The sequence below is a fragment of the Streptomyces sp. P3 genome, assembly GCF_003032475.1.
Classification (GTDB): Bacteria; Actinomycetota; Actinomycetes; order Streptomycetales; family Streptomycetaceae; genus Streptomyces.
Window position 1 is genome coordinate 858,155 of the sequence record NZ_CP028369.1, and the last position, 23,923, is coordinate 882,077.

Sequence of the window (23,923 nt, forward strand, 5' to 3'; positions counted from 1 at the left end):
GGCGAGCGCGGGCGGCTGTCGACTGCGGGGAGCGCGCGGGACCGGTCGTGTCCGGGGTGTGCGTCGGGGCGGTGTCAGGGGCCGGGTGGGACGGCGCTGCCTCGGCCGTGCGGGCCGCTGGTCACAGCCAGCCCTTCTCCCGCGCGATCCGCACCGCCTCCGCACGGTTGCGCACCGCCAGTTTCTGTATCGCCGTCGACAGGTAGTTGCGGACCGTTCCCTGGGACAGGTGCAGGGCCACCGCCAGTTCTGCGTTCGTCGAGCCGTCGGCCGCCGCCCGCAGGACCTCCCGTTCCCGGTCGGTGAGCGGGTTGGCGCCGCCCGCCAGGGCCGCTGCGGCCAGCGTGGGGTCGATGACCCGCTCGCCCGCCAGCACCCTGCGCACCGCCTCCGCGAGTTGCGCCGCGGGCGCGTCCTTGACGAGGAAGGCGTCGGCGCCGGCCTCCATGGCACTGCGCAGATAGCCGGGGCGGCCGAAGGTCGTCAGCACGACCAGCTTCAACCCCGGCAGCTCCGCGTGGAGTTGTGCGGCCGCTTCGATGCCCGTCGCACCCGGCATCTCGATGTCGAGGAGGGCGACGTCGACGTCGTGGGCGCGGGCGGCGGCGAGGACCTCGTCGCCGCGCGCCACCTGGGCGACCACCTCGATGTCGTCCTCGAGGCCGAGCAGGGCCGCCAGGGCCTCGCGGACCATCGACTGGTCCTCCGCCAGCAGAACCTTGATCGTGCCACTCATGAGCGGGATCCTACGTCCGGCACGTCGCCGGCCGGGACCCGGGCGACCAGGCGGAAGCCGCGCTTGAGGCGCTCCGCCTCCAGCACGCCGCCCGCCTTCTCCAGACGCTCCGTCAGGCCGGTCAGGCCGTTGCCGGGGCCCTTGCCGGAGCCGCCGGAACCGTCGTCCTCGACGGAGAGTTCGAGGACGGGGCCGTCGAGGGTCTGGCGGCGCACGACGTCCACCGTGCAGCGGGCCGCGCCGCTGTGCCGGACGACGTTGGTGATCGCCTCGCGCAGCGCCCAGGCGAGGGCGGCCTCGCTGTCCTCGGGGACGCCGTCCAGCTCCGGTTCTGCGGGCAGTCCGGCGATGATGCCGGCCGCCGTCAACGCGACCTGGGCGCCGGCGAGTTCGGCGGCCAGCCGGGGGCGGCGGTATCCGGTGACCGCCTCGCGGACGTCGACCAGGGCCTGCCGGCTGACCTGTTCGATGTCGGCGACCTGCCGGGCCGCCTTGTCGGGGTGGTCGGGGAGCATCCGGCCGGCCAGCTCGCTCTTGAGCGTGATGAGGGACAGCGAGTGTCCCAGCAGGTCGTGCAGGTCCCTCGCCAGGCGCAGCCGCTCCTCGTTCGCGGCCAGTTGGGCGACCGTCGCCCGCGCCTTGCGCAACTCGATCGTGGTGCGGACGAGTTGGCTCACGCCCGTCATCGCGAACCCGATGAGCAGGACGAGCAGGAGCAGGTTCAGGGCCTCCTCCTCGTCGGTGCGCAGCCCGACCAGGAGGAGCACGGCTCCCGTGCCCGGGATCGTCCAGAGCGCCTGCCGCATCGGCAGGACGCTTCCGCAGGCGACGGAGACGTAGCAGTACAGGCCGAGCCAGGCGGAGCCGAGGGTCAGGGAGAGGACGGTGGCCAGCACGGCCATGGAGCCGATGAGGGCGCCGACGGCCTTCGTGGGGTACGGCGTGTCCCCCATGTTCCGGAACAGCAGCGACAGGTACAGCGCGACGAACACCGCGAGTCCGAGCCAGCCGGCCGCAGTGCCGGCGGTGGTGTGCTTCTCCGAGACCAGGTCGTGCACGGGCGAGCTGAGGAAGACCAGCCAGACCCCGATCCAGAGCAGCTTGCGCCGCCACAGTTCCCGCCGGTTGCGGGCGGGCCGGCCCGGCAGGATCCGGCTGTCCTCCAGGTCGTCCCGGCGCCGCGGGTCGTCCGTCATGGCGCTCACGCCTTCAGGGTGTCCTTCCGGTACAGCCAGGCCGCGCCGCCCGTGAACAGGGCGAAGAAGACGGCCAGGATCACGATGTCCTCGGCATGCGGGGCGCGGCTCTGTTCGATCGCCTGTCCCAGGGCAGCGTACGCGTGCGTGGGCACCCACCTGGCGATGTCCTGAAGCCAGCCCGGGAAGGTCGTCGTGGGCATCCACAGACCGCCGAGGATGGACAGGCCGAAGTAGGTGATCATCGTGATGGGGCGGACGGCGTCCCCGGTCGCGAGGTAGCCGATGGCCACGCCCAGGGCGGCGAAGACGAGGCTGCCGGCCCAGATCGCGCCGGTGAGCGCGGCCCACTGCCAGGCGTCCAGCCGTACGTCCTTGACGACCGCGGCGACGGCGAAGACGACGACGATGGAGGGCAGGCTGACCACGGCGGCGCTCGCGGTCTTGGCGAGGACGTAGCCGCGGCCCGGGAGGGTGGTCAGCCGCAGCTGCCGCACCCAGCCGCTCTGCCGTTCCTTGGCGATGCGCTCGCTGTTGCCCATCAGGACGGCCGTGAGGGCCCCGAAGGAGGCCATCGAGACCATCATGTACGTCGGCAGCGTGAGGCCGGTGCCGTCGATCTTCTCCTTGCTGTCGGAGCTGCCCGCGATCAGCAGGAACAGCACGGAGGGGTAGATCACCGAGAAGAACAGGAACTTGCGGTTGCGCAGGGCGCGGGTGAGTTCCAGCTTGATCAGGCCGTTCACCGGGTCTTCGCCTCCTCGGCGGTGGTGAGGGCGACGAAGGCCTGTTCCAGGCCGAGCCCTGCGACTTCGAGGTTGTGCGGGTAGAGGCCGAGGCCGTACACCGCGTGGACGGTGGCGTCGGCGTCGGCGGACTGGATGCGGACGGTGCGGCCGGACCCGGCGGCGGAGCCGCGGTGGGACACGGTCAGGGAGGTGAGGAACGGCAGGGCGCGCAGTGCGGCCTCGTCGATCTCGCCCTCCAGGTCGAAGGCGATGCGGCGGGCGCCGGCCTTCGCCTTGATCTCGGCCGCCGTGCCGTCGGCGAGCAGCCGGCCCCGGTGCAGGACCAGCACCCGGTCGGCGATGGCGTCGGCCTCTTCGAGGTAGTGGGTGGCGAACAGGACCGTGCGGCCCTGGTCCGCCTGTTCGCGCATGGTGGCCCAGAACGCCTGCCGGGTGGTGACGTCCATTCCGGTGGTGGGCTCGTCCAGGACGATGAGGTCGCTGTCGCCGGCGGTGGCGAGGGCGAACCGCACGCGCTGGGCCTGGCCGCCGGAGAGCTTGTCGACCTTGCGGTCGGCGATCTGGGCGACGCCGGCGCGGGCCAGCACGTCGGCGGGCCGGTAGGGCTTCGGGTGCAGCCGGCAGGCGAGGCCGACCAGTTCGGCGACCGTCACCTCGTCCATCAGGCCGCCGCTCTGCAGCATCGCGCCGACCCGCCCGGCGACGATCGCCTCGCGCGGGGTGGCGCCGAAGAGCCGGACTGCGCCGCTGTCGGGGTGTTTGAGGCCGAGCAGCAGGTCGAGGGAGGTGGACTTGCCTGCGCCGTTGGGGCCGAGGAGCGCCACGGTCTCCCCCGGCCGCAGGTCGAGCGTCAGGCCGTCCACGGCCCGCACGTCCCCGAAGCTCTTGGTCACCCGGTCGAATCCGACCACCGGTGCGGTCTGCGTCGTCATGACGGCAATCGTCGCCGGGACGGCCCACCGGGCGGCAGTGTCGGACGTCCGGGGTGCCGCATGACAGATGTCATGCGGCACCCGTTCGCGTCAGCTGGGGTCGGTGTCGATGATCCCGACGCGGTCCGTCTTGCTGATCAGGGCCGGGCGCAGGGCGCTGATCACGTCCTCCACGGTGACCGGCGTCTTCTGGCCGGTGCCGCGGGTGATCAGCACGCCGTTGAACGCGCCGCCGTAGAGCTCCTTCAGCGCGGCCTTGTCGTAGCTCTCCACCAGCTTGCCGTCGATGGCCTTGACGCCGAGGAACTTCCACAGGGAGTTCTTCGGGCTCATCAGGACGGAGTGCACCGCGTCGGTCCGCACGGTGACCTTGCCGGACATGGCCGGTTCGGCGAACGCCTTCATCATGCGGTCGACCTCGGCGTTCGAGACGGTCGGCTGCCTGGTGGTCGTCGGCACCGTGACCGCGCCGGCGGTGCCGGTCTCCACCTGGCTGCGGTAGGCGTCCACCACGGCCGACCCGGCCTTCGCCGCGTCGATGCCCTTGCCCGCCTTGCCGTAGACGGGGACGGCCTTGCCCGACGTGAACCTGATGGTGCCGTCCTGGGCCGAGCCGGAGCCGCCCGCGGCGGTCTTCAGGGCCGCCTGGAGCTTCTCCTCGTCCACCGGCATCACGGGCTCGACCTCACGGTGCTGCCCGAACAGCGAGCCGATCACGGAGACCGGGTTGTAGTCGCTTTTCGCGGCGGCGTCGACGGTGGCCTGCATGTCGAACTGCAGGCCCGCCTGGTCCGGCTTGAGGGTGACGGTGCCGCCGCCGACGGACAGCTTCAGCGTCTGCGCGGCCCGCTTGTCGAACGCCTCGTCGAGCTTCTTGACGGCGTCGTCGCGGGTGCCGCCGCCGATGTCGACGCCGAGCACGGTGGTGCCCTTGGGCACGTCGGAGTGGTTCATCAGCAGGCCCGCGCCGTAGACGCCGACGCCCGCCACGACCACCAGGCCGCCCAGCAGAGGGAGTTTGCTGCGGCCCTTCTTCTTTTTCTTCTTGGCGTCGCCGGCGGACGTGCTCTGCGCGCCCTGCCCCAGACCCTTGGGCGGGGTGTGCGGAAGCGGCCCCTCGGAGGGCCCGCCGCCCGTGAAGGGGCCTCCCGGCCCGCCCTGGCCGCCGGTGGGCACGACGGGGATGCCGCTGGTGACGGTGTGCCCGGAGACGTTGTCGGCCGGACGGCCGCCGTAGCCGCCGGGGGCGGGCTTCTGCGGGGTGAGGATCGCGGTGTCGTCGCTCAGGCCGCCGCCGGGGAGCCGGCCGGTTCCGGCGCCGACTCCGACGCCGGGGGCGGCGGAACGCGGTCCGCCGGGGCCGGACGGCGCACCGGGGATGCCGGGGCCGGACGGCGCACCGGGGGCGCCGGCGTGCATCGGGGGCACGATCGGGCCGTCGCCGGTGACCGGGCCGCCCGTCGGCCCCGCGGGGCCGCCCTGGGGGCCGCCCCGGCCGTCGGGACCGCCCGGTCCGTCGGGGCCGTTGAAGTCGTAGGAGCCGCCGGGCCCGGCGCCGTTCACGCCGTTCGGGGCCGGGAGACCGTTCTGGTCGGTGCCGGAGAAGTACGGCAGGTCGTCACGGCGCGACTCGGCGCCGCCCTGCGTCTGCCCCGGCCCCTGGGTCTGCCCCTGCCCGTTGCCCTGGCGTTGGCCCGGTGCCTTGCCCTGAGGCGGTCCCTGGCCCTGGCCCGGTGCCTTGCCCTGGGGCTGTCCCTGGCGCGGCGTCCGGCCCTGGCCCGTGCGCGGGCCGTTGCCGAGCGGACCGGCGGCCAGCGCCTCGGTCACGTCGAAGGAGCCCGTGCCGCCACCGTGTCCCGGAGCGACGGGGCCGCCGGTCGCACCGGAGAGCCCCGCGCCGTTGGTGCCGCCGGAACGGGCGCCGCCCGGCACGCTCATGGAGCCGACCACCCCGCCGGGACGTCCCGCGCCCGGCCGCGCGCCGCCGGGCGCGCCGGCACCGGTACCGGTGTTCGGGCCCGCCGCGCCGGGGGCGTTCGCGGAGGCGCCGGACCCGGCGGCCGAACCGCCCGGCAGACCGGCTCCGTTGGTGCCGCCGCCGCCCTGACCGGGCCTGCCCGGCGCGGACTTGCGTGGCGCGAACCAGTTGCTCGTCTTGTCCTCGGCGCCGGACGCGGGGTCGGCGGGCAGCTCGAACGAGCCGGTGTCGGACGAGGCCGGGCCGACGGCACCCGTGGGGGCCGTCTGCTGCGCGTCGGCGCCGGTGTCGGCCCTGCCGCCCGGCCCGCTGTCGTCGCCCGCGCTCTCGGCGTCGGCGACGGGTGTGCGCACGACGACCGGCGGAATGGGCCGCGATCCCGGGATGTTGATGCGGATCCGGGTGGTCAGCGTGGTCTCGGTCTTGCGTTCCTCCGGCTGCGCGGCCGAACGGCCCGCGTCCGCAGCGCCGTCGGACACCGCGGGGGTGCCGTACGGCGGCGTACCCGAGGGGTATGCGGCTCCGCCGCGCCCGTTGGGCCCGGAGGACGGACTGTCAGTTTCACGACTCAAGGCAGGTTCTCCAGGTTGGCTCCGCCGCTCGCCACGACCTCACGGGCTGCTCGGCGGCGCGCACCACCATACTGGCCACTTCTGGCCCGTATCCCACGACCGCCGGAAGACCCACACGGGACTCGCACGGTCACGCCGGGGTGAAGTGGTACGTCACTTGCCAAGTCGGGCGTCGTCGCCGACCGGTTGCCGCCCTCCACCAAGGGTGGCGCAGATCACAGCAAGGGCCATGCCGCCGAGCAGGAACAGATACGAGCCGCCGCCCGCGCCGAACAGGAAGTCACCCTCCGGGCGTCCGGCGGTGGAGAGGATGACCGAGATCATCCAGCCGGCGGCGGGTGCGACGGCCCCGGCACGGCTGCCGACGGCCCGCGCGCCGCCGACGAACAGCCCGGCGGCGCCCAGGAGCGCGAGGAGCAGTCCACCCGGGAACCAGCCGGCCTGGACGAGCGCTCCGGCGAGACCGGTGAGCGCGCCGAGCAGCAGCAGCCCGGCATAGGCGGCGGCCCGCCCGGCGGGCGGCATCCGCAGCGGCTGGGCGAGCATCGAACCCCGGTCGGACATCAGGCCGCCTCCACCGCGTCGGTCGTTCCGGCGAACAGGTCGTTCTCCCTGTTCCCGTCCCGCCCGGCCGCCTCGCCCCGGACGAGTTCGTAGTACTCGGTCGTGAAGAGGGGCTGGGCGAGGTCGTTGGAGAGGGCGAAGTACCTCTCACCCGGGGCGACGGCGATCTGGGTGGCGTGCGCCCGCATCGCGGCGGCCTTGGCGGCGGCGTGTCCGGCGTGCGCGCCGATCTCGGCGGTGACACGGTCGTCGTCCACGACACCCGGCACGTCGGACACGGCGGCGCCGCTCGGGAAGGGGAGGGCCGGCAGCTCCTCCCCGAGCTTCGCGAAGGCGGCCTCGGCGACGGAGCGCGGGACGCGGTTCCAGTACACCTTCGGGATGCGCCATCCGGCGGCCCCGGCCAGCTCGGCGGCGCGCATGGCGACCCGGTGGGCCTGGATGTGGTCGGGGTGGCCGTAGCCGCCGTCCGCGTCGTACGTGACGAGGACCTGGGGGCGCACCTCGAGGATCACCTCGACGAGGGGCGCGGCCGCGTCGTCGACGTCGGCCTGCCAGAAGCAGGCCGGGTCGTCGTTGTCGGCGAGGCCCATCATCCCGGAGTCGCCGTAGCGGCCGGGGCCGCCCAGCAGACGGACGTCGTGCACGCCGAGCTCGGCCATGGCCGCCGCGAGCTCCCCCCTGCGGTGCTCGCCCAGCGCGGCGCCGGTCAGATGCCGCAGCTCCGGCGGGATGACCTCGCCGCGTTCACCGAGCGTGCAGGTGACCAGGGTCACGTGGGCGCCCTCGGCCGCGTACCTGGCCATGGTCGCGCCGTTGTTGATCGACTCGTCGTCCGGGTGCGCGTGCACCAGCAACAGACGCCGGGAGGGCAGTTCCGTCATGGGGCCAACCCTACGAGGCGCCCCGTCCTCCCCCGCCACCTCCCCGCCGGTCCGTCACTCCTGCTCGGCGAAGATCGCTTCCGCGGACGACGCGGTGACGGCCCGGGTGAGCCAGTCCCGCAGGAGATCGGGGTCGTCGCAACCGGTGATGCGCTCGCGCACGTGGTCGGTGACGTCGAGGCCACGGGTCTCCAGAACGAGAAGGATGTCCTCGGCACCTCGCTGAGCACGGCCCTCGTCGCGGATCTCCTCGGAGATGGATGACTTGCAGAAGGAAAGGTCCTGCCGCCGGGGATGCGGGAGCGTTCGCGGCGCAGGTAGCCGTGGGCCTCCAGTTCGCGCAGGGCTGCGGCGATGCGCGTGGCGCCCTCGGGGAAGCGTGCGGTGAGGGACTTGATGTCGACACGGGCGCCCTTGGGCAGCGACTGGATGTGCACGCCAAGGCCGATCGCCAGGAGCGACAGCTCCCGGTGCTGGGCGAGGTGGTTGCCGATCACGGTGAAGCGGGTGGTGTGCTGGGCGTTGTCGTGGGTGAGTCCGCCCGCGCGGGGGTGGTTTTTACCCGCGTTACGGGACTCGGCGCATGAGGGCGCGCTAGGGTTTTCGGTATCCATCGGGAAGCCCTACTTCCTCGGTGGTCAGGCCCTCGCACTGGGATTGCCGTCCCGGCGGGGGCCGTCGCATGTCTGCGGTGGTGGCGCAGGGCTGTGGCTCTGTGCCGCGTTGCGCTGAGCGTAAGGCAGGCAACCCGTACCGAATCCAGTCGAGTTGGGCATATTCACTCGCGGGAGTGAGTTTGCTCGACGGGCGGGAGGGGTGGGGCTTGGTCGGGTTCTTTTCCGCGGTCGTGGTCCTTTGGAAAGAGCGCCACGTGCCCCGAAACGCGGGAATCCGGGTTCCGGTGACGGACGCACGTCGCCTCGTCCGGGGCTTGCGGCGGTCAGGAGATGCGGCGACCCTGAACGTCGTCCGGCGGGAGTACGAGTTCGGCCCAGACCGTCTTGCGCGGGCGCAACTCGGGAGCCCAGCCCCACCGGTCGGCGAGCGCCTCGACCAGGAGCAGCCCACGGCCCGACTCGGATTCGGTGCCGACGCCCGGGCCGGAGCCGGAGCCGGGATGCGGCGGCCGGGGCGGGCGGTCCCCCGCCGTGTCGGTCACCTCGATGCGCAGCGTGCGCGCGATGACGTAGAGCGAGAGCCTGAAGTCCCGGCCCGGTACGCGACCGTGGGTCACCGCGTTCGCCGCGAGTTCGGCGACGATCTGGCCGGCCGGGTCCACCGGCATTCCCCAGCAGCGCAGTTGCTCGACGGTGAGCAGGCGGGCGAGGCGCGCTCCGCGGGGCGTCGGGGACAACCGCACGCTGAAGTTGCGGAAGTGCTGACCGGGAGGTCGGGTCCCGAAGGAGACGGATTCCTGAATCACGTGACTCAGAGTGGCCAGTCACGCATACCGTGAACAGTGATGGAGCCGTTGCGTACGGTGACTGTCCGGGCTTTGTCCGGTCGTGTCGGGACTGTCGGTTCTGGTGACGGAGGGGTGCGAATGACGCAGTTGAACGGCAAGCCGGTCCAGCTCAAGGAGGAGGCGGACGAACCCGGCTGGGAGGTGGACCCGGACGACGACTGGGGCATCGCCGTCGTGGAGACCGTGGGGCGGCAGCTGAAGCTGCGGCGAGAGGCCGTGGGGATGCGCGCGGCCGACTTCGGGCTGGCGGTCGGGTACGGCGAGGACCTCGTCTACAAGATCGAGAGCGGCAAGCGGATCCCCCGCCCCGAGTACCTGGACAAGGCCGACAAGGTGCTGGACGCGGGCGGGCTGCTCTCGGCCATGAAGGAGGACGTGAAGAAGGTCCGCTACCCGAAGAACGTCCGCGAGATCGCCAAGCTGGAAGCGCAGGCCGTCGAACTCGGGGTGTACGTCGGCCTCAGCCTCCATGGGCTGTTGCAGACGCCGGAGCATGCGCGGGCCCTGTTCGAGGCCAGGCAACCGCCCTACTCGGAGGAAGAAGTGGAACGCCTGGTTGCCGCCCGCATGGCACGGAAGGCGGTCTTCGACAAGTCACCCGTTCCCGCGCTGAGCTTCGTCCAGGAAGAGGCGGCCCTGCGTCGTCGCATCGGAGGCACAATGGTGCGACGCCGACAGCTCGAACATTTGCTGGGGGTCGCGCGGTTGCGCAATGTGACGTTCCAGGTCATGCCGACGGAGAGCGGCGCTCACCCCGGAGTGGATGGCAAGATCGAGTTGCTGAAGTTCGCAGACGGCACGGCCGTCGGGCGCTCCGACGGGGCGTTCAACGGCCGCCCGACGACGGAGCCGAAGGAACTCCGGATCCTGGAACTGCGCTACAGCACCATCCGGGCCGAGGCCCTGACGCCCGGGGAGTCACTCGCCTTCATCGAGCAGCTGCTGGGAGAGACATGATCCGCAAGCGCCCCACCGGAGACCACTGCGAGCTGACGTGGTTCAAGAGCAGTTACAGCGACGGCACCGAGGGCGACTCCTGCGTCGAGATCGCCACGAGCCCCGGCACCGTCCACGTCCGCGACTCCAAGCACACCGCCGGCCCGCGCCTGCTGCTCTCGCCGCAGGCCTGGGCCGACTTCGTGCCGTACGCGTCCGAAGGCTGACGGACCACCCGCGCTCACCCTCGGCCTCCGTCAGAACTTGATGCTGCCGATCATGCTCGCCACGCTCGTCGTCAGATCGCTGATGGTGGGAGCGATCGTCGAGGAGGCCAGATAGAAGCCGAGCAGGATGCAGACGACAGCGTGACCGCCCTTCAGTCCCGACTTCTTGATCAACAAGAAGACGACGATCGCCAGCAGCACCACCGCCGAAATCGAGAGTGCCACGGCGGCTCACCTCCAAGGACCCGGGAAACGTGGGGAAACAGAGCGAGGTAACACGTAAATCCATACGACTGCCAGCAGGTTCATACCCACTCAGCGCTAGTGATCATAACTACGTGTGGGCGCGCATCTCTCGGCGCACAGCCGCACAAGGGGGTCGCATGGCCAATATGGTCGGGGGATGACGACCGAGTCCGACTCCTTCCCCCGCCGGCACGCCCGCACCCAGCGTTTCACCCTCGGCGCGCCGCGTTCGTTCACGGTGGCTCCCGACGGCTCCCGCGTGGTGTTCCTGCGCTCCGGCTCCGGCACGGACCGGGCGGGCGCGCTCTGGGTCCTCGACCCGGCGGACGGCACGGAGCGCCTGGCCGCGGACCCGCGCGCCCTCCTCGGCGGGGCTTCGGAGGACCTCTCGACCGAGGAGCGGGCTCGCCGTGAACGCAGCCGCGAGGCCGGTGCGGGCATCGTCGGCTACGCCACGGACGCTGCCGTGGAGCTGGCGTCTTTCACCTTGTCAGGGCGGCTTTTCACGGCCGAGCTGAGGGCCGGTACGGCCACCGAGCTGCCGGTCGCCGGACCGGTGATCGACCCCCGTCCGTCCCCCGACGGGCGACTCGTCGCCTATGTCGCCGGGGGCGCTCTGCGGGTGGTCGGCGCGGAGGGCGAGGACGACCGGGCGGTGGCGGAACCGGAATCGGACCCGGTTTCCTACGGATTGGCCGAGTTCATCGCGGCCGAGGAGATGGCCCGCTCGCGCGGGTTCTGGTGGGCTCCGGAGTCGGACCGACTGCTGGTCGCCCGGGTGGACGACACGCCCGTGGAGCGGTGGTGGATCTCCGATCCGGCTCAGCCGAAACGTGACCCACGCCACGTACACTATCCGGCTGCTGGGACGGCCAACGCTGACGTACGGCTGTTCGTGTTCGGTCTCGACGGGGTGCGCACGGAAGTCGTCTGGGATCGTGCGCGCTATCCGTATCTGGCGCGAGTGCACTGGTCAGGGGCGGGGGCGCCGCTGCTGCTCGTACAGGCGCGCGACCAGCGAAGTCAGCTGTTCCTGGCGGTGGACACCGACTCCGGAGCGACCCGGATGGTGCATGCCGACGAAGATCGGATTTGGCTGGAACTGTTCCCTGGGGTGCCCTGTTGGAGCCCTTCGGGGCAGCTGGTCAGGATCGCCGACGAGGGCGGCGCGCGGGTCCTCACGGTCGGCGAACGTCCGCTGACCGGAGACCAGTTGCATGTGCGGGCGGTACTGGACGTCACGGCCGACGACGTGCTGGTCGCCGCGTCCGCCGGAGCGGGCGCGGCGGCGCCCGAGGTCGGCGAGGTGCACGTCTACCGGGTGAACGAGCTCGGCGTCGAGCGCCTCTCCCAGGAGCCCGGAGTGCACGGGGCGGTCCGCGCCGGGAACGTGACCGTGCTGACGTCGGCGGTCCTGGACCGGCCGGGCACCGTGGCACGGGTACTGCGGGACGGGAAGCCCGTCACGTCCGTCGGGTCCTGTGCGGCGGATCCGGGACTGTCGACCCGCGTGAAGCTCGTCGAAGGGGGCGCACGGCGCATTCCGTGCGCCGTGCTGATGCCTGCGAACCACCGCGGCGACGCCCCTCTGCCCGTGCTCATGGACCCCTACGGCGGTCCGCACGGCCAGCGGGTGGTGGCCGCGCACAACGCGCACCTCACTTCGCAGTGGTTCGCCGACCAGGGCTTCGCGGTGATCGTCGCCGACGGCCGGGGCACACCCGGCCGCTCGCCCGGCTGGGAGAAGGCCGTCCACCACGACTTCACGGTCGCCCTCGACGACCAGATCGAGGCGCTGGAGGATCTGGCGAAGAGTCATCCTCTCGACCTCTCCCGGGTCGCGATCCGCGGCTGGTCGTTCGGCGGCTGGCTCGCCGCCCTCGCGGTGCTGCGCCGCCCCGACGTCTTCCACGCGGGAATCGCCGGCGCCCCGGTGACCGACTGGCGGCTCTACGACACCCACTACACCGAGCGCTACCTCGGCGACCCGGCCACATCGCCGACGGCGTACGCGAAGAGCTCGCTGGTCACCGACGAGGGGCTCGCCGAGCCCGCCGAACCCCGCCGGCCGCTGATGATCGTCCACGGACTGGCCGACGACAACGTGGTCGTCGCACACGCCCTGCGCCTGTCCTCGGCCCTGCTCGCCGCCGGCCGCCCGCACGAGGTGCTCCCCCTGTCGGGCGTCACCCACATGACCCCGCAGGAACAGGTCGCCGAGAACCTGCTCCTGCTCCAGGTGGACTTCCTCCGCCGTACCCTCGGACTCACCTGAGCAGCAACACTCCACGGAGCAGCGCAACCATTGATTGAGGAACCACGACGAAGCCTCAGCCAGGTCCGCGAGAGCGGCGCCGGTTCAGGCGCAAAAGAGGGGGCAACGGGCCGGGACGACATGCGCCCCGGCCCGCTTACGGCACCCGCACGGCCGTACGCTGTTCAGCCTGACGCGTCCGTATATCGGAATCGGGTCGGCCAAGTTGCCTGCGTGTTAACGCGGTTGCTGTACAAATGTGCGGTTGCGGCGGATCGCCCGGTCTCCGTCAGGCCTGCGGTTCCTCCGGCGGGACCACCCGCTTCTGCTCGGCGAAGTGACACGCCGAGTCGTGCGCCTCGGGCCCCGTCGCATGGCGGAACTCCGCCGGCACGGCCAGCACCGGCACCTCCAGCGCGCAGCGTTCCCGCGCCTTCCAGCAGCGGGTGCGGAAGCGGCAGCCCGAGGGGATGTTCGTCGGCGACGGCACGTCGCCGACCAGGATGATCCGCTCCCGGTGCTCGCGCGCCTCCGGGTCCGGCAGGGGCACCGCGGACAGCAGGGCCTGGGTGTACGGGTGCGTGGGATGGTCGTAGATCTCGGCGTCGCGGCCGATCTCCACGATCCGCCCGAGGTACATGACCCCGACCCGGTCCGAGATGTGCCGGACGATCGACAGGTCGTGCGCGATGAACAGGTAGGACAGGTCGAACTCGCTCTGCAGCCGGTCCAGCAGGTTGATCACCTGCGCCTGCACCGACACGTCCAGCGCGGACACCGGCTCGTCGGCGACGATCACCTCGGGGCGCAGGGCCAGCCCCCGCGCGATGCCGATGCGCTGGCGCTGGCCGCCGGAGAACTGGTGCGGGTACCGGTTGATGTACTCCGGGTTGAGTCCGACGACGTCCAGCAGGTCCTGGACCTTGCGGCGCCGGTCGCCCTTGGGCGCCACCTCGGGATGGATCTCGTACGGCTCCCCGATGATGTCGCCCACCGTCATCCGCGGGTTGAGCGAGGTGTACGGGTCCTGGAACACCATCTGGATGTTGCGCCGGACCGCCTTGAGGGCACGCCCGGACAGCTTGGTGATGTCCTCGCCCTTGTAGCGGATCTCGCCGGCCGTCGGCTTCTCCAGGTTGACCAGCATCTTGGCGACGGTCGACTTGCCGCAGCCCGACTCCCCGACGATGCCCAGGGTCTCGCCGCGGTGCAGGGCCAGGTCGACCCCGTCGACGGCCTTCACCGCGCCGACCTGCTTCTTGAAGAGGATGCCCCGGGTCAGCGGATAGTGCTTGAACAGCCCGCTGACCTCCAGAATCGGCTCAGCCATGCAGGCACTCCCTCCAGAAGTGGCAGGCGCTGGCGCGGTCCGCGTCGGAGTCCTCGACGTCGTACAGCGGCGGGACGTCCGTACGGCACACCTGCCGGGCCATCGGGCAGCGCGGGTTGAAGGCGCAGCCGGGCGGGATGTGCATGAGGTTCGGCGGCAGGCCCTTGATGGCGTAGAGCTCCTGGCCCTTCTGGTCGAGACGCGGGATGGAGTCGAGCAGGCCGCGGGTGTAGGGGTGGGCCGGCGCCTTGTAGATGTCGTGCACGGGGGCCGACTCGACGATCCGGCCCGCGTACATGACGGCGATGCGGTCGGCGACGTCCGCGACCACGCCGAGGTCATGGGTGATGAGGATGAGGCCCATGTGGTACTCGCGCTGCAACTCCGCGAGCAGGTCCATGACCTGGGCCTGGACCGTCACGTCGAGCGCGGTGGTCGGCTCGTCGGCGATGATCAGCGCCGGTTCCAGGGCCATCGCCATCGCGATCATGATGCGCTGGCGCATGCCGCCGGAGAACTGGTGCGGGTAGTCCTTGACCCGTTCCCGGGCGGCCGGGATGCGGACGCGGTCCATCAGCTCCACGGCCCTGGCGCGCGCGTCCTTCCGCGACATCCCGCGGTGCACGACGAACATCTCGCCCAGCTGGTCGCCGACCGACAGCACGGGGTTCAGGGACGACAGGGCGTCCTGGAAGATCATGGCCATCTCGGCCCCCCGCACCTTGCGGCGCTCGTCCTCCTTGAGCTTCAGCAGGTCCCTGCCCTGGAAGAGGACCTCGCCGGAGGTGATCCGGCCGGGCGGCATGTCGAGGATGCCCATGATCGCCTGGGCGGTGACGGACTTGCCGGACCCGGACTCGCCGAGCACCGCGAGCGTCTCCCCCACGTCCACGCCGTAGCTGACGCCGTTGACGGCCCGGGCGATCCCGTCCCGGGTGCGGAACTCCACGTGCAGGTCACGCACTTCGAGCAGCATCCGCCCGTCACCTCAGCTTCGGGTCGAGGGCGTCGCGGACCGCGTCGCCGAGCATGATGAAGGCCAGGACCGTGAGGGCCAGGGCGCCCGAGGGCCACAGCAGGGCGTGCGGGGCGTTGCGGATGTACGGGGAGGCGGCGGAGATGTCGATGCCCCAGGAGACCGTCGGCGGTTTCAGTCCGACGCCGAGGTAGGACAGGGTCGCCTCCAGCGCGATGTACGTGCCGAGCGCGATGGTCGCCACGACGATGACCGGGGCGACCGCGTTGGGCGTGATGTGCCGCAGCAGCAGCCGGGAGTGGGAGGCTCCGAGGGCACGGGCCGCCTGGACGTAGTCGTTCTGCTTGGCCGTGATCACCGAACCGCGGGCGATGCGGGAGATCTGCGGCCAGCCGAGCAGCACCATGAACCCGATGACCGGCCAGACGGTGTTGCTGGTCACCACGGAGAGCAGGACGAGGCCGCCGAGGACGACCGGAATGGCGAAGAAGACGTCGGTGACGCGGGACAGGATCGCGTCCCACGACCCGCCGAAGAAGCCGGCGAGGCCGCCGAGCACGCTGCCGAAGAGCGCGACGCCGAGCGTGGCGAGGACGCCGACCGTGACGGACGTACGGGCGCCGTAGACGACGCGTGTGTAGACGTCGCAGCCCTGACCGTCGAAGCCGAAGGGGTGGCCGGGCTGGGAGCCCTCCTGTGCCTTGGACAGGTCGCACTTGAGGGGGCTCAGCCAGGTGATGGACCCGGGCCACAGGGAGATGAACACCAGGAACAGGATGACCAGCCCCGAGATGATGAAGACGGGGTTGCGGCGCAGGTCCCGCCAGGCGTCGGACCACAGGGAGCGGGCCTTCTCGGACGGGCCGGAGCCCTGCGGGCCGCCCGGGGTCTTCTCCAGCGTCTCCCCCTCCGCGGTGGCGAGGTCCATCGCACCGCCCATGCCGGTGTCGGCGATGGCGCCGTCCTCCGGCGTGCGGCCCGCGCCCGGCAGATGATGCTCCGGCGTCGGCTCAGGCATAGCGGATCCTCGGGTCGAGTACGGCGTACAGGAGGTCGACCAGCAGGTTGGCCACCAGGAACACCAGGACGAGGACGGTCACGAAGCCGACGACGGTCTGGGTGTTCTGGCGGAGGATCCCCTGGTAGAGCTGGAAGCCCACGCCGTGGATGTTGAAGATGCGCTCGGTGACGATCGCGCCGCCCATCAGGGCCCCGATGTCGGTGCCGATGAAGGTGACCACCGGGATGAGGGAGTTGCGCAGCAGATGCCGGGTGACGACCCGGCGGCGCGGCAGCCCCTTGGCGACGGCCGTGCGGACGTAGTCGGACCGCTTGTTCTCCGCGATCGAGGTGCGGGTCAGCCGGGTGACGTACGCCAGTGACACCGACGCCAGCACCAGCCCCGGCACGATCAGTTCGCCGAACTCGGCGTCCGAGGAGACCGACGGTTTGATCCAGCCCCACTCCACGCCGAGCAGCAGTTGCAGCAGCAGACCGGTGACGAAGGTGGGGACGGAGATGACCACGAGGGTCAGCAGCAGGACGCCGGTGTCGACGGGCCGCCCCCGGCGCAGGCCCGTCACGACGCCCAGGGTGATGCCGATGACGATCTCGAAGACGATCGCGACGATGGTCAGCCGGATGGTGACCGGGAACGCCGTCGCCATCAGCTCGGTGACCGGCTGGCCGTTGAACGCCGTACCGAAGTCTCCGGTGAAGACGTTCCCCATGTAGGTCAGGTACTGCTGCCACACCGGCTTGTCGAGGCCGAACTCCTTCTTCAGCTGGGCGGCGGTGGCCGGGTCGCACTGCCGGTCACCGCACAGGCCGGCGATGGGGTCGCCCATCACGTTCACCATCAGGAAGATCAGCAGCGTCGCCCCGATGAACACGGGGATCATCTGGAGCAGACGCCGGATCACATACCGGCCCACGGCGGATCAGCTGACCTTGATCTCGTTGTAGACCGGGACGGAGAACGGGTTGAGCTTGACGTTCGAGAGCCGCTCCGAGTAGCCGGCGCTGCCGTTCTGGTACCAGAGCGGGATGGCGGCCATGTTGTCGCGGACGACCTCCTCGGCCTTCTGGAAGGTCTGCACGGCCTTGGCGGTGTCGGTCTCGGCGTTCGCCTGGTTGACCAGCGTGTCGAAGTCCTTGTTCGACCACTTGCCGTCGTTGGAGGAGGCGTTCGTGTAGTAGAGCGGCTGGAGGAAGTTCTGGATGAGGGGGTAGTCCATCTGCCACCCCGCCCGGAACGGGCCGCTCATCTTCCGGTCGGTGATCTGGTTGCGGAAGTCGGCGAAGGTGCCGACCGGGTTGCCGACGCAGGCCTTGTCGTTGTCGAGGGCGTTGTTGATCGAGTTGCAGACCGCGTCGACCCACTGCTTGTGGGACCCGGTGTCCGCGTTGTAGCTGATCTTCACCTGGCCGCCGGGGAGGCCGCCGCCCTCCTTGATGAGCTGCTTGGCGGCCGCGGGGTCGTAGTCGCAGGCGTCCCCGCACAGGCCTTCCTTGAAGCCGCCCTCCTCGCCGAGCACCGGCGAGGTCCAGTCGGTGGCCGGGGTACGGGTCTTCTGGAAGATCGTGTCGGTGATCTGTTCACGGTCGATCGCGCGGGACAGGCCGGTGCGGACCTTGTCCGAGTCGGGGGTGTTCCACTCCTTGTCGTAGAACGGGAACGCCAGGGTCTGGATGATGCCGGCCGGGGTGTTGAGGTAACGGTCCCCCAGGTCGGCCTTGACGTTCTTGAGCTGGGCCGCGGGCACGTCGTCGACCAGGTCGAGGTTGCCGGCCATCAGGTCGGTGTAGGCGGTGTTGTTGTCGGTGTAGACCTTGAGGGTCACGCCGCCGTTCTGCGCCTTGTCCTGGCCGGGGTAGCCCGCCCACTTCTTCAGCTCCATCTGGGAGCCCTTGGTGTAGGAAGCGATCGTGTAGGGCCCGTTGCCGACCGGCTTCTTCAGCCAGCCGGCGTGGTCGCTGAAGAAGGACTGCGGCAGCGGGGCGAAGGCGGGGTAGCCCAGCGTGTCGGGGAAGGTGGAGAACTTCTGCGTGAGCTTGACGGTGAAGGTCTTGTCGTTGACGACCTTGAGCCCGGAGAGGGTGTCGGCGGTCTGCTTGCCCCCCTCGGCGGGGTGGGTGGCGGCGTAACCGTCGATGTACTCGAAGAAGTACGCGTTCTTCTGGTTGTTCTTCAGGCTCGCGCCGTAGTTCCAGGCGTCGACGAACGAACTGGCCGTCACCTTCTCGCCGTTGCTGAACGTCCAGCCGTCCTTGACCGTGATGGTGAAGTTCTGCGAGTCCGTGGTGGCGATCTTCTCTGCCAGCATGTCCTCGGCCGCGCCGGTCTCAGGGTTGTACCGCTTCAGGCTCCGGAAGATCATGTCGAGGACCTTGCCACCCTGCACCTCGTTGGTGTTGGCGGGCTCCAGCGGGTTCTGCGGGTCACCCCAGGAGGAGCTGAGGACCGCGCCGGCGTCGCCGCTGCCGCTCCCGCTGTCGCTCCCCCCGCCGCCGCAGGCCGTCGCCGTGAGCGCTGCCGCGGCCGCGCATGCGACCCACTTGGCGTGCGTGGCTCCACGCATGGGATGCCTCCTCGTTGACTGCGCGCCTGTCACCCTGTCACCTGATCCTTTACCAGGTGATATCGACACATAAGCGATTCGACGCACTTTCACCCGTCCGTACGGGTGCATCGGACGCACGGGACGCATGGGACGCCGCGGACGCATGACGACCGAACGGGTGCGCGGACGCGGAAGCGAGGCACTTGCGGCGGGCACGCGGACACGGACGCGCGGGCGGGCGTGGGGACGCGGGGGCACGCGGATGGCGGGGGTGCGCAGAGGCGGGGCGCGAGGGCTCGCGGTGGCGGGACGCGCGGAGGCACGACGCAGCCTGATGGGCCGCCGGCGGCGCGGGCGGGGCGCGAGGGCAGGACGGCGCGTTACGCGGGGTCCGGGCGGGGCAGGGCGCGAGGGCAGGGCAGGGCGCGAGGGCAGGGCAGGGCGCGCGGTGGGCGCTACGCGGGGTCCGGGCGGGGCTCGTCGTGGGCGGCGGGCGGGTGGGCCACCAGCTCGACCTCGAAGCCGTCGGAGTTCTCCAGATAGCCCGCGTAGTGCTCCGGGCCCCCCGCATGCGGATACCGCTCGGCGAACAGGGGCGTCCAGCCGTGCGCGGGCGCCTGTGCCACCAGCGCGTCGAGTTCCGACCGGCTCGCGGCGTGGAACGCGAGATGGTTGAGGCCGGGGCGCAGCCGGTCGTGGCCGCCGCCGTCGTCCCGCATCGCCGGGGACTGCTCGACGACGAGATAGGTCGGACCGTGCCGCCAGCTGCGGCCCCGGTCCCAGTCCTGGTACAGCTCGTACCCGAGGCCGCCCAGCAGCCAGCCCCACTCCCTCGACGCCCGGGACAGATCCGGGACCCACAGCTCGACGTGGTGCAGCATCGTGTCGTCCTTGGCCTTGCGCGTGCCTGCCCGGTCGGCGCGGGCGGACGTCGGGGCAGGGAAACCGGTGGGGAAACAGGTGGGGAACGTGCGCCGACGTCCGCGGCCTCCGGCAGCACTGGCTGCCGGAGGCCGCGGACGGGGGTGAGCTCTCGGCTCGGCGTCAGGCCGCGTGGACGACGTCCTTCTCCTCGGCGAAGTGACAGGCCGACTCATGGGCGGCCTGCGAGTCGGAGCCCTTGAACCGCTCCGGGATCGCGAGCAGCGGCGCCTCCTGCGCGCACTTGTCCTCGGCCTTCCAGCAGCGGGTGCGGAAGCGGCAGCCCGAGGGCGGGTTGGCCGGGGAGGGGACGTCACCGGACAGGATGATCCGCTCGCGGTGCTCGCGGGCCGTCGGGTCCGGCACCGGCACGGCCGACAGCAGCGCCTGGGTGTAGGGGTGCGTCGGGTGCTCGTAGATCTGCTCGTCCGTGCCGATCTCGGCCATCTTGCCGAGGTACATCACGCCGACCCGGTCCGAGATGTGCCGGACGATCGACAGGTCGTGCGCGATGAAGAGGTAGGAGAGGTTGAACTCCTCCTGCAGTCGCTCCATCAGGTTGATGACCTGCGCCTGGACCGACACGTCCAGGGCCGAGACCGGCTCGTCGCAGACGATGATCTCCGGGTTGAGCGCGAGGCCGCGCGCGATGCCGATGCGCTGGCGCTGGCCGCCGGAGAACTGGTGCGGGTACCGGTTGATGTACTCCGGGTTGAGTCCGACGACGTCCAGCAGGTCCTGGACCTTACGGCGCCGGTCGCCCTTCGGGGCCACCTCGGGGTGGATCTCGTACGGCTCCCCGATGATGTCGCCCACCGTCATCCGCGGGTTGAGCGAGGTGTACGGGTCCTGGAACACCATCTGGATGTTGCGCCGGACCGCCTTGAGGGCACGCCCGGACAGCTTGGTGATGTCCTGGCCCTTGTAGAAGATCTCTCCGGCGGTGGCCTGCTCCAGGTTCAGCAGGAGCTTGGCGACCGTCGACTTGCCGCAGCCCGACTCGCCGACGATGCCCAGGGTCTCGCCCTGGTGGAGGTCGAACGAGACCCCGTCGACGGCCTTGACCGCGCCGACCTGACGCTTGAACAGGATGCCCTGGGTCAGCGGGAAGTGCTTGACCAGGTTGCGGACCTGGAGGATGGGCTCACCGCGCTCGACGGGAGCCTCGATCGCGGCGACGGCCTCCGTCTCCGACTGCACGTCGACGGCCTCCACCTCGGAGACGTTCGGTGTGGCGTCCTGGCGCTCGTCGTTCTTGCTGAGCTCAGCCATGGATCGTCTCCTTCCAGAAGTGGCATGCCGAACCTCGGCCGACCAGCTCGGTGCCGTCCTGCTCGGTCACCGGAAGCAGCGCCGGGACCTCCGTACGGCAGATGTCCTGTGCCTTGGGGCAGCGCGGGTTGAAGGCGCAACCGGCGGGGATGTTCAGCAGGTTGGGCGGCAGACCCTTGATCGCGTACAGCTCCTGGCCCTTCTGGTCCAGGCGCGGGATCGAGTCCAGCAGGCCGCGGGTGTACGGGTGCGCGGGGCGCTTGTACAGCTCGTGCACCGGCGCGGTCTCCACGATGCGGCCGGCGTACATGACCGCGATCTTGTCGGCCACGTCCGCGACCACGCCGAGGTCGTGGGTGATGAGGATCAGACCCATCTGGTACTCGCGCTGCAACTCCGCGAGCAGGTCCATGACCTGGGCCTGGACCGTCACGTCGAGCGCGGTGGTCGGCTCGTCGGCGATGATCAGGTCCGGTTCCATCGCCAGTGCCATGGCGATCATGATGCGCTGGCGCATACCGCCGGAGAACTGGTGCGGGTAGTCGCCGACGCGCTGACGCGCGGCGGGTATGCGCACCCGGTCCATCAGCTCGATGGCCTTGCCCTTGGCGTCCTTGCGGGACAGCCCCTGGTGGGCGCGGAACATCTCGCCCAGCTGGAAGCCGACGGAGAGCACGGGGTTGAGGGACGACAGCGCGTCCTGGAAGATCATCGCCATCTTGGCGCCGCGCAGCTTGCGCCGCTCGCTCTCCGGCAGGCTCAGGATGTCCTGGCCCTGGAAGAAGATCTCGCCCTTGCTGATCCGCCCGGGAGGGCTGTCCAGGATGCCCATGACGGCCTGCGCCGTGACGGACTTGCCGGAGCCCGACTCGCCCAGCACGGCGAGCGTCTCGCCCGCGTTGACGCTGTAGTTGACACCGTTGACCGCCTTGGTCACGGAGTCACGGATCTTGAACTCCACGTGCAGGTCGCGGACTTCGAGAAGGGGCGCGGAACCGTCCGGCCCGGCGTTCGAGGGAGCCTGCTCCAGGCTGGTCATGCCATCACCTTCGTCTTGCTTGCTCAAGGGGGTTCGACTCATGGCTGCGGATCACCGGAGCTTCGGGTCGAGCGCGTCGCGAAGGCCGTTGCCCAGCAGGATGAAGCCCAGCGCGGTGATGACGATCGCGATGCTGGGGTAGGTCCACATGAAGTCCTTGACTCCCATGAACCCGCGGCCCGCGGCGATCATGTTGCCCCACTCCGCGACCTCGGGGTCGACGCCGACGCCCAGGTAGGACAGCGACGCCTCGGCCACGATCGCGATGCCGACGTTGCTGGTGCCGTACACCAGGACCGACGTCAGCGAGTTGGGCAGGATGTGCTTGCGGATGATCCGGCCCTGGCTCGCGCCGAGCGCCTTCGCCGCGTGCACGTAGTCCATCTCACGCACCGACAGGATCTGACTGCGCAGCAGCCGGGCGAACGTCGCCCAGGAGAAGATGCCCAGCGACAGGACCACCGGCATCACGCCACGGCCCATGAGCAGGATGATGACGATGGCGCCGATCAGCAGCGGGAAGGCGAAGAAGATGTCCGCCACGCGCATGATCACGGTGTCCAGCCAGCGGCCGTAGTAACCGGCCAGCGCGCCGAAGAGGATGCCGAGGGTCATCGCGACGAGGATCGAGGCGAGACCGACGATCATGGCGATGCGGCTGCCGTAGATGAGGCGGGAGAGCTGGTCGCGGCCGAGCGAGTCGGTGCCGAGCCAGTGGTCCGCGCCCGGGGACTGCAGGGTCGCGTTCAGGTCCTGCTCGAGGGGGTCGTGCGGCGCGAGCAGGGGCGCGAATATCGCGGCGAGGATGAGGACGACGATGATGGCCAGGCCGAGCACGGCGAGCTTGTTCTGCACGAAGCGGTGCCGGATGTCGGACCACTGGCTGACCCTGACGACGCTGGGTTCGGCGCCCTGGGGGGCCGAGACGGGGTCGGCCGTCTTCGGCTCGCCCGCGCCTGTGGCGAGTTCGGTCATGGTGTGACTCCTAGATGGGGGCGGCCCTACGGGTCAGGCCAGTCGGATACGCGGGTCCAGAGCGGCGTACAGCAGGTCGACGACCAGGTTCAGCACGACGAAGACCGCCACGCTGATGGTCACCACGCCCACGATGACGGGGTTGTTGTTCTGCTGGATCGCCTGGATCAGCGCGAGACCGATGCCGTTCCAGTTGAAGATCGTCTCGGTGATGATCGCTCCGCCGAGGAGACCACCGAAGGAGATGCCCAGATAGGTGATCACGGGGATGACCGAGTTGCGCAGGATGTGCCGCGAGAGCACCGTGCGCCGGGGAAGTCCCTTGGCCACGGCCGTCTTGACGTAGTCGGCGCCCAGGACTTCGAGCATCGTGCTGCGGGCCAGCTGGGCGACGAGTGCCGCGTCGATGATCGCCAGCGTCACGGCCGGCAGGACCAGCGAGTTGAAGCTGTCGTCGGCGATCAGCGGGAACCAGCCCAGCTCGATGACGAAGACACGCTGCATGATCATGCCGAGCACGATGGAGGGGACGCCGATCGCCAGAGTGGTGATGAACGTCGCCGACACGTCCCAGATCGAGTACCTGCGCATCGCCGCCAGCACACCGACCGAGATGCCGATGATGATGTCGAGCACGATCGCGGCGACGGCCAGCTTGGCCGTGTTGGCCAGCTTCGGACCGAGGATCTCGGAGACCGGCCGGCTCTGCGTGTAGTCCTGGCCGAGGTCTCCCTGGACGAGTTTGCCCACGTAGTTGCCGTACTGCACGATCAGCGGGTCGTCGAGTCCGTACTGCTTGTGCAGCTGGGCGATCACCGCGGGGTCGCGTGCCTTGTCGCTGCCCGCGATCTGCCCGACCGGGTCACCCGGGAGCACGAACAGGCAGGCGAACAGGATCATCGTCGCTCCGAGCACGACGACGACCAACTGGCCCAGCCTGCGGACCACATACCTTCCCATGTCTTGCCTCTCTGCCTCGCTGCCGCTTCGTGGCAGCTCCCTCTCCCCAGGTTGGTGGGGCGGTAGGGGTAAGGGGCGGGAGAGTGGATCACACCGCTCCCGACGGTCGTCGAGGGCCGTGGCATCCGAGACTGCGTCCCGGTTCCCA

Annotated in this window: 22 protein-coding genes and 1 pseudogene; 3 read left to right on the top strand and 20 right to left on the bottom strand. The window is 70.5% G+C overall.

Features of this window, described 5'->3' with window-relative positions; translation table 11 throughout:
* Positions 1 to 121 precede the first annotated feature (121 nt).
* From C6376_RS03630 to C6376_RS03675, 9 genes and pseudogenes are all read right to left on the bottom strand, one after another.
* The gene (locus C6376_RS03630) at positions 122 to 736 is read right to left on the bottom strand and encodes a response regulator transcription factor (protein ID WP_107442063.1); all 615 of its coding nucleotides are present in this window, start codon (positions 734 to 736) and stop codon (positions 122 to 124) included.
* On the bottom strand, positions 733 to 1,932 hold the full coding sequence (locus tag C6376_RS03635; RefSeq protein WP_107448757.1) for a sensor histidine kinase: 1,200 nt from the start codon (positions 1,930 to 1,932) through the stop codon (positions 733 to 735). Before C6376_RS03635 ends, C6376_RS03630 begins: the two co-directional genes overlap by 4 nt.
* 5 nt (positions 1,933 to 1,937) lie before the next feature.
* Positions 1,938 to 2,678 (bottom strand): ABC transporter permease, encoded by a 741-nt coding sequence (locus tag C6376_RS03640; protein WP_107442064.1) that lies wholly within the window; start codon positions 2,676 to 2,678, stop codon positions 1,938 to 1,940.
* The gene (locus tag C6376_RS03645) at positions 2,675 to 3,613 is read right to left on the bottom strand and encodes an ABC transporter ATP-binding protein (protein ID WP_107442065.1); all 939 of its coding nucleotides are present in this window, start codon (positions 3,611 to 3,613) and stop codon (positions 2,675 to 2,677) included. Before C6376_RS03645 ends, C6376_RS03640 begins: the two co-directional genes overlap by 4 nt.
* Positions 3,614 to 3,703: 90 nt before the next feature.
* Positions 3,704 to 6,163 carry a hypothetical protein gene (locus tag C6376_RS03650; RefSeq protein ID WP_159083143.1) on the bottom strand — a complete coding sequence of 820 codons (2,460 nt, stop codon included), beginning with the start codon at positions 6,161 to 6,163 and terminating at the stop codon, positions 3,704 to 3,706.
* A gap of 153 nt (positions 6,164 to 6,316) precedes the next feature.
* A complete protein-coding gene (locus C6376_RS03655) occupies positions 6,317 to 6,727 on the bottom strand; it encodes a DUF6113 family protein (RefSeq protein ID WP_107442067.1) in 411 nt (136 codons plus the stop codon).
* The gene (gene mshB, locus C6376_RS03660) at positions 6,727 to 7,611 is read right to left on the bottom strand and encodes an N-acetyl-1-D-myo-inositol-2-amino-2-deoxy-alpha-D-glucopyranoside deacetylase (RefSeq protein ID WP_107442068.1); all 885 of its coding nucleotides are present in this window, start codon (positions 7,609 to 7,611) and stop codon (positions 6,727 to 6,729) included. Before mshB ends, C6376_RS03655 begins: the two co-directional genes overlap by 1 nt.
* Before the next feature lie 281 nt (positions 7,612 to 7,892).
* Positions 7,893 to 8,225, bottom strand: a pseudogene (locus tag C6376_RS44980) (helix-turn-helix domain-containing protein); the annotation flags it as partial.
* Positions 8,226 to 8,551: 326 nt separating this feature from the next.
* Positions 8,552 to 9,031, bottom strand: coding sequence for an ATP-binding protein (locus C6376_RS03675; protein ID WP_254076329.1), 480 nt, complete (start codon positions 9,029 to 9,031; stop codon positions 8,552 to 8,554).
* Positions 9,032 to 9,154: 123 nt separating this feature from the next.
* Here C6376_RS03675 and C6376_RS03680 point away from each other — a divergent pair, with 123 nt between their 5' ends.
* Complete coding sequence (locus C6376_RS03680) at positions 9,155 to 10,033, top strand: helix-turn-helix transcriptional regulator (RefSeq protein WP_254075826.1); 879 nt, start codon at positions 9,155 to 9,157, stop codon at positions 10,031 to 10,033.
* Entirely contained in the window at positions 10,030 to 10,239 is a 210-nt protein-coding gene (locus C6376_RS03685; RefSeq protein WP_107442072.1) for a DUF397 domain-containing protein, read from the top strand. Before C6376_RS03680 ends, C6376_RS03685 begins: the two co-directional genes overlap by 4 nt.
* Before the next feature lie 30 nt (positions 10,240 to 10,269).
* On the opposite strand, the gene C6376_RS03690 is transcribed toward C6376_RS03685, so the two are convergent.
* The gene (locus tag C6376_RS03690) at positions 10,270 to 10,464 is read right to left on the bottom strand and encodes a hypothetical protein (protein ID WP_057584374.1); all 195 of its coding nucleotides are present in this window, start codon (positions 10,462 to 10,464) and stop codon (positions 10,270 to 10,272) included.
* 178 nt (positions 10,465 to 10,642) lie between these two features.
* On the opposite strand from C6376_RS03690, the gene C6376_RS03695 reads away from it, so the two are divergent.
* The gene (locus C6376_RS03695; protein WP_107442073.1) at positions 10,643 to 12,760 is read left to right on the top strand and encodes a prolyl oligopeptidase family serine peptidase; all 2,118 of its coding nucleotides are present in this window, start codon (positions 10,643 to 10,645) and stop codon (positions 12,758 to 12,760) included.
* A 268-nt stretch (positions 12,761 to 13,028) separates the two neighbouring features.
* Here the strand turns inward: C6376_RS03695 and C6376_RS03700 are convergent, their stop codons facing one another.
* From C6376_RS03700 to C6376_RS03745, 10 genes are all read right to left on the bottom strand, one after another.
* A complete protein-coding gene (locus tag C6376_RS03700; RefSeq protein ID WP_107442074.1) occupies positions 13,029 to 14,069 on the bottom strand; it encodes an ABC transporter ATP-binding protein in 1,041 nt (346 codons plus the stop codon).
* The gene (locus C6376_RS03705) at positions 14,062 to 15,045 is read right to left on the bottom strand and encodes an ABC transporter ATP-binding protein (protein ID WP_107442075.1); all 984 of its coding nucleotides are present in this window, start codon (positions 15,043 to 15,045) and stop codon (positions 14,062 to 14,064) included. The genes C6376_RS03700 and C6376_RS03705 overlap by 8 nt, the downstream gene beginning before the upstream one ends.
* Positions 15,046 to 15,052: 7 nt before the next feature.
* Positions 15,053 to 16,063: an ABC transporter permease gene (locus C6376_RS03710; RefSeq protein WP_107442076.1), complete on the bottom strand. Its 1,011-nt coding sequence runs from the start codon at positions 16,061 to 16,063 to the stop codon at positions 15,053 to 15,055.
* Positions 16,056 to 16,979, bottom strand: coding sequence for an ABC transporter permease (locus tag C6376_RS03715; protein ID WP_107442077.1), 924 nt, complete (start codon positions 16,977 to 16,979; stop codon positions 16,056 to 16,058). The genes C6376_RS03710 and C6376_RS03715 overlap by 8 nt, the downstream gene beginning before the upstream one ends.
* Before the next feature lie 6 nt (positions 16,980 to 16,985).
* The gene (locus C6376_RS03720) at positions 16,986 to 18,626 is read right to left on the bottom strand and encodes an ABC transporter substrate-binding protein (RefSeq protein WP_107442078.1); all 1,641 of its coding nucleotides are present in this window, start codon (positions 18,624 to 18,626) and stop codon (positions 16,986 to 16,988) included.
* 437 nt (positions 18,627 to 19,063) lie between these two features.
* Positions 19,064 to 19,489 carry a VOC family protein gene (locus tag C6376_RS03725; RefSeq protein WP_107442079.1) on the bottom strand — a complete coding sequence of 142 codons (426 nt, stop codon included), beginning with the start codon at positions 19,487 to 19,489 and terminating at the stop codon, positions 19,064 to 19,066.
* Positions 19,490 to 19,652: 163 nt separating this feature from the next.
* Positions 19,653 to 20,801: an ABC transporter ATP-binding protein gene (locus C6376_RS03730; RefSeq protein ID WP_107442080.1), complete on the bottom strand. Its 1,149-nt coding sequence runs from the start codon at positions 20,799 to 20,801 to the stop codon at positions 19,653 to 19,655.
* Positions 20,794 to 21,840, bottom strand: a complete 1,047-nt coding sequence (locus C6376_RS03735; protein WP_107442081.1) for an ABC transporter ATP-binding protein — start codon at positions 21,838 to 21,840, stop codon at positions 20,794 to 20,796. The genes C6376_RS03730 and C6376_RS03735 overlap by 8 nt, the downstream gene beginning before the upstream one ends.
* Positions 21,841 to 21,891: 51 nt before the next feature.
* A complete protein-coding gene (locus tag C6376_RS03740; RefSeq protein WP_107442082.1) occupies positions 21,892 to 22,815 on the bottom strand; it encodes an ABC transporter permease in 924 nt (307 codons plus the stop codon).
* 33 nt (positions 22,816 to 22,848) lie between these two features.
* Positions 22,849 to 23,775 carry an ABC transporter permease gene (locus C6376_RS03745; protein WP_107442083.1) on the bottom strand — a complete coding sequence of 309 codons (927 nt, stop codon included), beginning with the start codon at positions 23,773 to 23,775 and terminating at the stop codon, positions 22,849 to 22,851.
* Between the last annotated feature and the right edge of the window lie 148 nt (positions 23,776 to 23,923).